The following is a 9,451-nucleotide window of genomic DNA, read 5'->3' as shown; positions in this document are numbered from 1 at the left end:
CCCGACTGCCAGACCAAGGCTGGCGAACGACGCACGGCGAAACAATAAGGACATAAGATAACTCCGATGGGGATTGGCGACTGTTCAGATCAGCCAGATTGTGGCGGAATTTGGCGCGGTCGACAGGGCGACCGCGGCGTTGACATCGATTGAGCCCCCTCTTATCTGTCCAACGACTTTGCGTCCAGAACCGTTTTCCGGGCGCTTTTTGCGTTTGTCCGCGTTTCACGCGGAATTGATGGGGGCCGGCCGGCGCCTGTCGCAATAACTAGGAATGCTATTGAAAGGGCCATTGGATGGTCAGTCTCGGCGGTCTCGCCCGTAAGGTTTTCGGCTCCTCCAACGATCGCCGGGTCAAGTCGACGCGGCCGCGCGTCGAGGCGATCAACGCCATGGAAAACGAGATGAGGGCGCTCTCCGATGCCGAACTGGCGGCCCGCACCGAAAAATTCCGCCAGGACATCGCCAACGGCGCCTCACTCGACGATCTGCTGATCCCCGCCTTCGCCACCGCGCGCGAGGCGGCGCGCCGCGTGCTCGGCATGCGCCCGTTCGACGTGCAGCTGATCGGCGGCATGGTGCTGCACAATGGCGGCATCGCCGAGATGCGCACCGGCGAGGGCAAGACCCTGGTCGCCACGCTGCCGGTCTATCTCAACGCGCTTGCCGGCAAGGGCGTCCATGTCGTCACCGTCAACGACTACCTCGCCACGCGCGACTCCGAATGGATGGGCCGCGTCTATAAATTCCTCGGCCTGAGCGTCGGCGTCATCGTCCACGGCCTGTCCGACGAGGAGCGCAAGGCCGCCTACGCCGCCGACGTCACCTACGCCACCAACAACGAGCTCGGCTTCGACTATCTGCGCGACAACATGAAGTATGAGCGCGACCAGATGGTGCAGCGCGGCCATAGCTACGCCATCGTCGACGAGGTCGATTCCATCCTGGTCGACGAGGCGCGCACGCCGCTGATCATTTCCGGTCCGCTCGAGGACCGCTCGGAGATGTACAACACCATCGACGCCTACATGCTGAAGCTCGGCCCTGAAGACTACGAGATCGACGAGAAGCAGAAGACCTCGATCTTCACCGAGGACGGCACCGAGAAGCTGGAGAACCTTTTGCGCGACGCCGGCCTGCTCAAGGGCGAGTCGCTCTACGACGTCGAGAACGTCGCCATCGTCCACCATGTCAACAATGCCTTGAAGGCGCACCGGCTGTTCCAGCGCGACAAGGACTACATCGTGCGCAATGGCGAGATCGTCATCATCGACGAGTTCACCGGCCGGATGATGCCCGGCCGCCGCTATTCGGAGGGCCTGCACCAGGCGCTCGAGGCCAAGGAGCATGTGGCGATCCAGCCGGAGAACCAGACGCTGGCCTCCGTCACCTTCCAGAACTATTTCCGCCTCTACAAGAAGCTTTCCGGCATGACCGGCACGGCGCTGACCGAGGCCGAGGAGTTCGGCAACATCTACGGCCTCGAAGTCACCGAGATCCCGACCAACCTGCCGGTCATCCGCATTGACGAGGACGACGAGGTCTACCGGACGGTCGAGGAGAAATACAAGGCGATCGTCAAGGAGATCAGGGAAGCCAGCGCCAGGGGCCAGCCGACGCTGGTCGGCACCACCTCGATCGAAAAATCCGAGCAGCTCGCCGAGCGCCTGCGCAAGGAAGGCTTTAGGGATTTCGAAGTGCTGAACGCCCGCCACCATGAGCGCGAGGCGGCCATCGTCGCCCAGGCCGGCAAGCCCGGCGCCATCACCATCGCCACCAACATGGCCGGCCGCGGCACCGACATCCAGCTCGGCGGCAATGCCGAGATGCGCATCGCCGACGAGCTTGGCGACATGCCGGAAGGCCCCGAGCGCGAGGCGAAGGAAAAAGCCATCCGCGACGACATCGCCCGCCTGAAGGAAAAGGCGCTCGCCGCCGGCGGCCTCTACGTGCTCGCCACCGAACGCCATGAATCGCGCCGCATCGACAACCAGCTCAGAGGTCGTTCAGGAAGACAGGGCGATCCGGGCCGCTCGAAATTCTTCCTGTCGCTGCAGGACGACCTGATGCGCATCTTCGGCTCCGAGCGCATGGATGGCATGCTGCAGAAGCTCGGCCTCAAGGAAGACGAGGCGATCATCCATCCCTGGATCAACAAGGCGCTGGAAAAGGCGCAGAAGAAGGTCGAGGCGCGCAACTTCGACATCCGCAAGAACCTGCTGAAATATGACGACGTCTCCAACGACCAGCGCAAGGTGGTGTTCGAGCAGCGCATCGAGCTGATGGACGGCGAAGGCCTCAGCGAAACCATCGCCGAGATGCGCGAGGGCGTCATCGACGAGATCGTCGCCAAGGCCATTCCCGAAAACGCCTATGCCGAGCAGTGGAATGTCGACGGCCTCAAGGCCGAGGTCGCCGAATTCCTCAATCTCGATTTGCCCATCGAGGAATGGGTCAAGGAAGAGGGCATTGCCGAGGACGACATCCGCGAACGCATCACCCAGGCCGCCGATACCGCCGCCAGGGAACGCGCCGAGCGTTTCGGCCCCGATGTGATGACCTATGTCGAGCGCTCGGTGGTGCTGCAGTCGCTCGACCATCTGTGGCGCGAGCACATCGTCAACCTCGACCATCTGCGCTCGGTCGTCGGCTTCCGCGGCTACGCCCAGCGCGACCCGCTGCAGGAGTACAAGGGCGAGGCGTTCGAGCTGTTCCAGGCGATGCTGGGCAATCTGCGCCAGGCCGTCACCGCGCAACTGATGCGCGTCGAGCTGGTCCGCCAGGCCGCCGAAGCCCCGCCGCCCGAGGCGCCCGAAATGTTCGGCAGCCATCTCGACGGCAGCACCGGCGAGGACGATTTCGACGGCGGCGAGACGGCACTTCTGGTCCGCCAGGAAACCAACGCCATCGTCGCCCCCGAAAACCGCGACCCCAACAACCAGGCGACCTGGGGCAAGGTCGGCCGCAACGAAGCCTGCCCGTGCGGTTCGGGCAAGAAGTACAAGCATTGTCATGGGGCGTTTGCGTAAGCGAGCGCTTTCCTTCTCCCCGTTCACGGGGAGAAGGTGCCGGCAGGCGGATGAGGGGCAGCGCGAACCTGAAGCGATTGCCCTGGTTAACCCGCCAGGCTTGCTTTGTGACGGCAGTTATGCTATTGATTTCAATAAGGTGCTGATTTGCACCAGCGACCCGCCCACGAGGCGGGTTTTTTATTGCCGGTGAGATTAGCCGATCTCCCCGGGGGGAGATGGCCGGTCCACCCTCCGCAGTTGCAGCGCAGCTGCTGCGGAGGACGGGCAAGCCAGAGGGGGCGCTGTCCCGCAGGCGCCGAGAGATCAACCCTTACGAGTTTTCCGTATCTCGGCCGTCAGGCTCTTTGGCAATACCTTTGAATGGCCCTTCTGTCTGTTTTACTTCCATCAGTTGGCCTGTCGTTTCGTCGCGTTTCTGCCAAAGTCCATCCGGCCGTTCGAATTGCGTACGCTCCCTTACAGCGCCGCGGCGGAAGCCCTCACCTGTGTTCTTTCCCATTTCAATCTCCGACGTTTTGGCCCGCGAATCGCAGGCCTTGACGCAACGTTAGCAGATGTTCCGGCTTCGTTCCAGAGAGCGCAAGATCGCCCCTGCAACTCTCCAGATTGGGTGCAAAGCAACTACGCCGCCTTCAGTCGCTCCATTTCGACCTCGAACCCGAACGTCAACTGACCGGCACTACGGTATGCACGGCAGGAACATTGGAAAAAACGGGTATAGTGCCAGCCCCGGACGTAAACAGCTGCCAGCGCGATTCCGCTTTGTCGAAAGTAGCGTATGATAGGTCTCACCTATCCAACGAGAGCACATCATGGCACCATCATCCCGCATACTGTGGACGAACAAATCGGTTCTCAAGTTTGCGGGCAACTCTGATCCCATTGGTTTGATTGAAGAGAAGGCTCGCCAGTTGGTGCTACTTGCGCGCGATGCAGGATGGTCTGGTCCTCCTTACAATCCACTCGCTATCGCCGACCTTCTCAATATCCCTGTCGAAGCGAGTGGTGATGTCGTAGACGCGCGCACGATCGCGACCGAAAGAGGGGTCAAGATCGAATTCAATCCAACTCGACCTCGCGAGCGCGTACGATTTTCCGTTGCTCACGAAATTGCACACACGTTGTTCTCGGACGTTGCCGAGCAGACTCGACACCGTGGAGGCACGGCGGAGAGCGACGATTGGCAGTTGGAGATGCTGTGCAATTTAGCAGCAGCAGAATTCGTGATGCCGGCAGGAAGCTTACCGGCGACAGATCAGTTGCCAAAAATAGAAGAGCTGATGGTTGACCGCCGGAGGTTTGACGTTTCTGCAGAAGCTTTCCTGATGCGAATAGTGAAAGCGACTACGGAACCTGCTCTTATGTTTTGTGCGTCCCCAATTGAGAGTCAGAGTAAAAAACCCTCATATCGAGTTGACTACAGTGTAGGTTCGAAATCTGCACCTATCGTGATAACTTCCGGAACGGATGTCCCCGATAGCAGTATCGTATATTCGTGCACGGCCATAGGTCAAACAAATAGAAAAACCGAGGATTGGATATCTAAAGGAAACTTACCAGTAGAATGTGTCGGGATACCTGCGTTTGCAGGAGCCTCATATCCTCGCGTTGCTGGCATTGTAAGATTCAGGGCACAAGACGCTGACCCATTGGCTCTTCATGTTGTTCATGGAGATGTTCTTAAACCAGTCGGCACCGAGCCTAAGGTCATCTGCCAACTCGTCAATGATCAAGCTCGCACATGGGGAGGTGGTGTAGCGCGATCCGCCGCCGTCAAATACCCCAATGCACAACGACAGTTCTCCGACTGGTTTGTGAAACTACCCAGGCGGGCTCGGCTTGGGGAAGTTCATTTTGCGGATGTTGGTAATAACACATACATTGCCAGCCTGATTGCTCAAGAAGGATACGGCGCTTCTAGCACACCTAGAATACGCTATGCTCCTCTTGAACGATGTTTCCGTGCGGTTGCAGAGTTTGCGGCGGGTCACGGCTTATCTGTTCACTTGCCTAGGATAGGCTCTGGTCAAAGTGGTGGCTCGTGGGATACTGTTGAAGAGATTGCTCAAGATACTTTGATTGCGAAGGGGGTTCGCGTCACAGTTTATGACTTACCACCAAAACGTCAGAATAATGGAGCCGAGCTTCTGATTTGAATTTCAGGGACGACTCACCTCGTATTGTCGTGTTGTCTGGTCCCATCGGCGCTGGAAAGTCGTCGCTTGCTGAAAAATTACAAGCTAGATATTCGGCCACCGTTATCAAAACGCGACATTTGATCCGCAAGCAATTGCCTAACGTCAAAGAAGAGCGCGCAGCCCTTCAGAAGGCGGGGGAAAAGCTGGATAGAGCGGACGGCGGCGCGTGGGTTAAGAACGCACTCGTCCGTTTCATCGAAGACAATGTTAAAGGGCCAGCCGCTCGTGGTTTCTTTGTCATCGACTCAGCTCGAATTCCCGGCCAAGTGAAGGCCGTGCGTGAAGCATATGGCACTGCCGTGCATCATATTCATGTCGATGCATCTGACGAGATACTTGCAAAACGCTACACGGAGCGCAGTGACAAGACGAAAGAGCTCGAACGCTATGACGATGTACGAAAAAGCAAAACGGAAAGAGATGTGCGCAAACTCGCAGATCTGGCAGATACAGTTGTAGAGACTGATCGTTGCACGCCAGAAGCTGTCCTTGTTCGCTCCATCGCATTGCTGGGGCTTTACCCACGTATAACGACCCCTTTGGTCGCGTCCTGGTTGGCGGTCAATATGGAAGCGAGGGCAAAGGCAACATTGTCGGCCACATCGCGCCAGAATATTCGCTTCTCGTGCGGGTGGGCGGACCCAACGCGGGCCACAAAGTCTTTGCAGAGCCTGAACCCGAGGCCTATTTCCATTTGCCTTCCGGAACAGAACGGGCGCCGAAGGCACAACTCCTCTTGGGCGCTGGAGCAGTGCTATATCCGCCCAAATTGCTGCAGGAGATTGCGACCCACCACATCGATGCCGAGCGACTCAGCATCGATCCGCTTGCAATGATCATTGAGGACGATGACATCGACGTCGAGAAAGAGCTTCTCGCAGCGATCAGTTCCACTGCGCAAGGGGTTGGAGCAGCTAGCGCGCGCAAGATTATGGGGCGCGGTGGCAAGGCCTCCCCAGTTGTTCGTCTCGCAAAAGACGTTCACGAATTGAAGCCTTTTATCCGAGAGAGCCAGCCAATTCTAGAAAGGGCTTTTGTTCGCGGTGAGCACGTCCTTCTTGAGGGCACCCAAGGAACAAGCTTGAGCCTCCACCATGGTATTTATCCATTTGTCACGTCACGCGAGACGAGCGTAGCTGGATGTTTGGCGGATGCTGGAATTGCGTCAACGAGAGTAAGGCGTGTTGTAATGGTTTGCCGGACTTATCCGATCCGTGTTGGCGGTCCCTCAGGAGATATGAACCTCGAAATATCTTATGAGGAACTCGCTCGCCGCTCGGGCATAGACATTGGCGAGTTGAAGAAAACGGAAACCACCACAACTACAAAAAAACAGAGACGATTGGCAGAATTTGATTGGGAGCAACTCCGACGATCCTCGCTCCTAAATGGTCCTACCGATATTGCTTTGACATTTGTGGACTATATAAGCAAAACCAACCGAGACGCATTCCGCTTTGATCAGCTGAATCTCGAAACGCTTCGGTTCGTTGAAGAAATAGAGCGGGTTTCAGGCGTTCCGGTGAGCATGATCTCAACTAATTTCAGTTGGCGCAACGTGATAGATAGGCGTTCCTGGTGACCCCGAGCGAGCTTGAAGAACTATTGGCTGATTGCCCAACACTCTATCATATGGCAGAGCGCGCAAGTTGGCCTTCAATTAGCGAGTTTGGTCTTTTGAGCACCAGTGCGTTACTCGACAGCTATGAAATACCTGACCCTCGCAGAAGCGAGATCGAAGGGCAACGCAGGGCATCAAGCATAACCCTCAGCAGAGTTGGACGAGCGCCAGCGGTGATTCGAGATCAGCTCCCGATGGATGACAAAGGGCTCGAAAGATGCCTGCTCGACGGGATATCACCTGAGGGATGGTATCGGTTGTTGAATTCAAAAGTTTTTTTCTGGCTGACCCGGGAGCGTGTCATTCGACTACTGAATGCCGGTACGTATCGAACACAGGAGCATGACGTCTTAGAGTTAGACACGAAAGCTCTCGTCAAAGACTATGCTGATCGCGTTTGGTTCTGTCCAATCAACAGCGGCTGCACCAAACCCTTTCCTCACCCGCGCGGCAATTCGACCTTTCAGCGGATATCGGAATACCCGTACGAGCAGTGGAAAACGAAGAGAAAGAAGGGCGAACGAGTAGTTGAGCTCGCGATTGATTACGCCGTCGAGGACGTCGCAAAATATGTACGACGAGTTGTACGGATGAAAAGCACGGAAGAGATCGCGTCAATTTTTCCTGCGTAGAAACTTGACGGAACAAATATTCGCTTTCTACGTCCCAGCCTACGGCATAAGGCGCACCGGTGGACTGGGAACCCCGTTGGTTCCGGCAACTCCCCGAGGGTCTCTCAGTTTCGTCATGCCGCCGGCATGACGAAAGCGCCCACCACCCCCACCCAACCGTTTCTTAATCTGTCTTGGCTACACCCAAAGCCAGAAAAGAGGCGGAAAACGGAGAGTATTGGGTGCGCTTTTCCGCGGCGACGACAGCCGGGCGGTTCCTGCCGCAGCGCCTTGCGCTGCGCGTAAAGCCGTTGCTTGGCCGCATCGACGCCGTGCTGTTCACCGCCGACGAGCGCGGCGAAGCCGGGCGCATGTCGCTCATCGCCTTTTCCGTCCGTATCGTCAGCGCCGTCATCGCCTTCGTCAGCCAGGTGCTGATGGCGCGCTGGATGGGCTCGTTCGAATACGGTATCTTCGTCCTCGTCTGGGTAACGATGGTCATCGTCGGCAACCTTGCCTGTCTCGGCTTCCACACCTCGGTCATCCGCTTCATTCCCGAATATCGCGAGCGCGGTATGCTGGCCGAATTGCGCGGCATCGTGATGACCAGCCGGCTGTTCGTGCTGATTGCCTCCACCGCGATCGCGGCATTTGGTGCGCTTGGCGTCTGGCTGCTCCAGCCCTTCATCGAAAACTACTATGTCGTGCCCTTCATCCTCGGCCTTATCCTGCTGCCGATGATCGCCATGTCCGACCTGGTGCAGGGGCTGGCGCGGGCCAACTCATGGGCGCTGTTCGCGCTGTCGCCGACCTTTCTGATCCGGCCGGTGCTGATCCTGGCCTGCATGGCGCTGATGCTTTTGCTGGGCTACGCGCCCGACGCCAGGACCGCGATCTTCGCCGCGATTGCCGCCACCTATGCCACCACGATCGGCCAGCTCCTCGGCGTGACGTCGCGCATCGACAGGAAGATCCCGGCCGGCCCGGTGAAGGTGCATTTCGCGCAATGGTTCATCGTGTCGCTGCCGATCTTCCTGGTCGAAAGCTTCTTCTTCCTGCTCACCAATGCCGATGTGCTGATGGTCGGCGCCTATATGGACCCCGACGACGTCGCCGTCTATTTCGCCACGGTCAAGACGCTGGCGCTGGTGCATTTCGTCTATTTCGCGGTCAAGGCCGGCGTTGCCCAGCGCTATGCGCAGTTCACCCATGGCGAGCCGGAAAAGCTAGCCGCCTTCGCCCGCGAGACGGTGTCGTGGACCTTCTGGCCGTCGCTCATCATGGCGCTGATGGTGCTGGTGCTGGGCGAGCCGATGCTGATGCTGTTCGGCCCTGAATTCACATCAGGCTATCCGTTGCTGTTCCTGCTGGTCTTCGGTGTCGTCGCGCGCGCCGCCGTCGGCCCCTGCGAAAGCCTGCTCACCATGAGCGGCAACCAGAACATCTGCGCCGCCGTCTACGCCATGACGCTGGCCTTCAACATCGGCCTCAATGTGGTGCTGATCCCGCTTTTCGGCCTGTGGGGCGCCGCCATGGCCACCGCCTTCGCCATGATCTTCGAGGCGGCCGCGCTGTCCTTCACGGTCTGGCGCAAGCTCGGCATCGTCATGGCTATCTTTGTGCCAGCAAAAGGAGCCGCGTAATGGCTGCCATCCCCTTGCTCGAGGAAACCAGCGGCGGCCCGGCCGGCGCCATGGTGTCCGGTCTCGCCGGGCTCGCCCGCGAGGCCGACCCCGCCCATGTCGAAATCCTCGCCAACAACAGGCCCGAGCGCAAGCTGGCCATCTATCCGGCTTCCGCCGGTTTCGACCTGGTCGAGGAACTGGATTATCTCTGCGCCCGCACGATCGAGCCCAACATCTTCTTCAACCCGCGTTTCCTGGCGCCGGCCATGCCGCGGCTGGAAGACCGCGAGGTGCGGCTGGCGGTGATCCGCGACGGCGACGACTACCGCAACCGGCTGCGCCTGCTGGTGCCGTTCTCGGTGGA

General features: G+C 58.6%; 6 protein-coding genes and 2 pseudogenes. 7 read left to right on the top strand and 1 reads right to left on the bottom strand.

The genetic code is table 11. From position 1 onward, the window contains the following. The first annotated feature begins 296 nt into the window (after positions 1–296). The gene (gene secA, locus CN311_RS11335) at positions 297–3,029 is read left to right on the top strand and encodes a preprotein translocase subunit SecA (RefSeq protein WP_097573745.1); all 2,733 of its coding nucleotides are present in this window, start codon (positions 297–299) and stop codon (positions 3,027–3,029) included. 313 nt (positions 3,030–3,342) lie between these two features. Here the strand turns inward: secA and CN311_RS11330 are convergent, their stop codons facing one another. Continuing rightward, the gene (locus CN311_RS11330; RefSeq protein ID WP_097573743.1) at positions 3,343–3,531 is read right to left on the bottom strand and encodes a hypothetical protein; all 189 of its coding nucleotides are present in this window, start codon (positions 3,529–3,531) and stop codon (positions 3,343–3,345) included. A gap of 313 nt (positions 3,532–3,844) precedes the next feature. On the opposite strand from CN311_RS11330, the gene CN311_RS11325 reads away from it, so the two are divergent. The 6 genes and pseudogenes from CN311_RS11325 to CN311_RS11305 form a co-directional block, all read left to right on the top strand. Further along, positions 3,845–5,188, top strand: coding sequence for an ImmA/IrrE family metallo-endopeptidase (locus CN311_RS11325; RefSeq protein WP_097573742.1), 1,344 nt, complete (start codon positions 3,845–3,847; stop codon positions 5,186–5,188). Between the two features lie 29 nt (positions 5,189–5,217). Next, positions 5,218–5,565: pseudogene (locus tag CN311_RS33380) on the top strand (P-loop nucleotide/nucleoside kinase family protein); the annotation flags it as partial. 134 nt (positions 5,566–5,699) lie between these two features. Then, the gene (locus CN311_RS32945; protein ID WP_245440800.1) at positions 5,700–6,812 is read left to right on the top strand and encodes an adenylosuccinate synthetase; all 1,113 of its coding nucleotides are present in this window, start codon (positions 5,700–5,702) and stop codon (positions 6,810–6,812) included. Beyond that, positions 6,809–7,483 carry a DUF7002 family protein gene (locus tag CN311_RS32215; protein WP_133117163.1) on the top strand — a complete coding sequence of 225 codons (675 nt, stop codon included), beginning with the start codon at positions 6,809–6,811 and terminating at the stop codon, positions 7,481–7,483. The genes CN311_RS32945 and CN311_RS32215 overlap by 4 nt, the downstream gene beginning before the upstream one ends. A gap of 221 nt (positions 7,484–7,704) precedes the next feature. Beyond that, on the top strand, positions 7,705–9,105 hold the full coding sequence (locus CN311_RS11310) for a lipopolysaccharide biosynthesis protein (RefSeq protein WP_097573737.1): 1,401 nt from the start codon (positions 7,705–7,707) through the stop codon (positions 9,103–9,105). Continuing rightward, positions 9,105–9,451: pseudogene (locus CN311_RS11305) on the top strand (GNAT family N-acetyltransferase); the annotation flags it as partial. The gene CN311_RS11310 and the pseudogene CN311_RS11305, both read left to right, overlap by 1 nt.

Origin of the sequence: Mesorhizobium sanjuanii (genome assembly GCF_002529485.1) — a bacterium.
Taxonomy (GTDB): domain Bacteria; phylum Pseudomonadota; class Alphaproteobacteria; order Rhizobiales; family Rhizobiaceae; genus Mesorhizobium; species Mesorhizobium sanjuanii.
The sequence above is the reverse complement of the archived record's forward strand: the minus strand, read 5'-3'. Positions and strand labels throughout refer to the sequence as shown.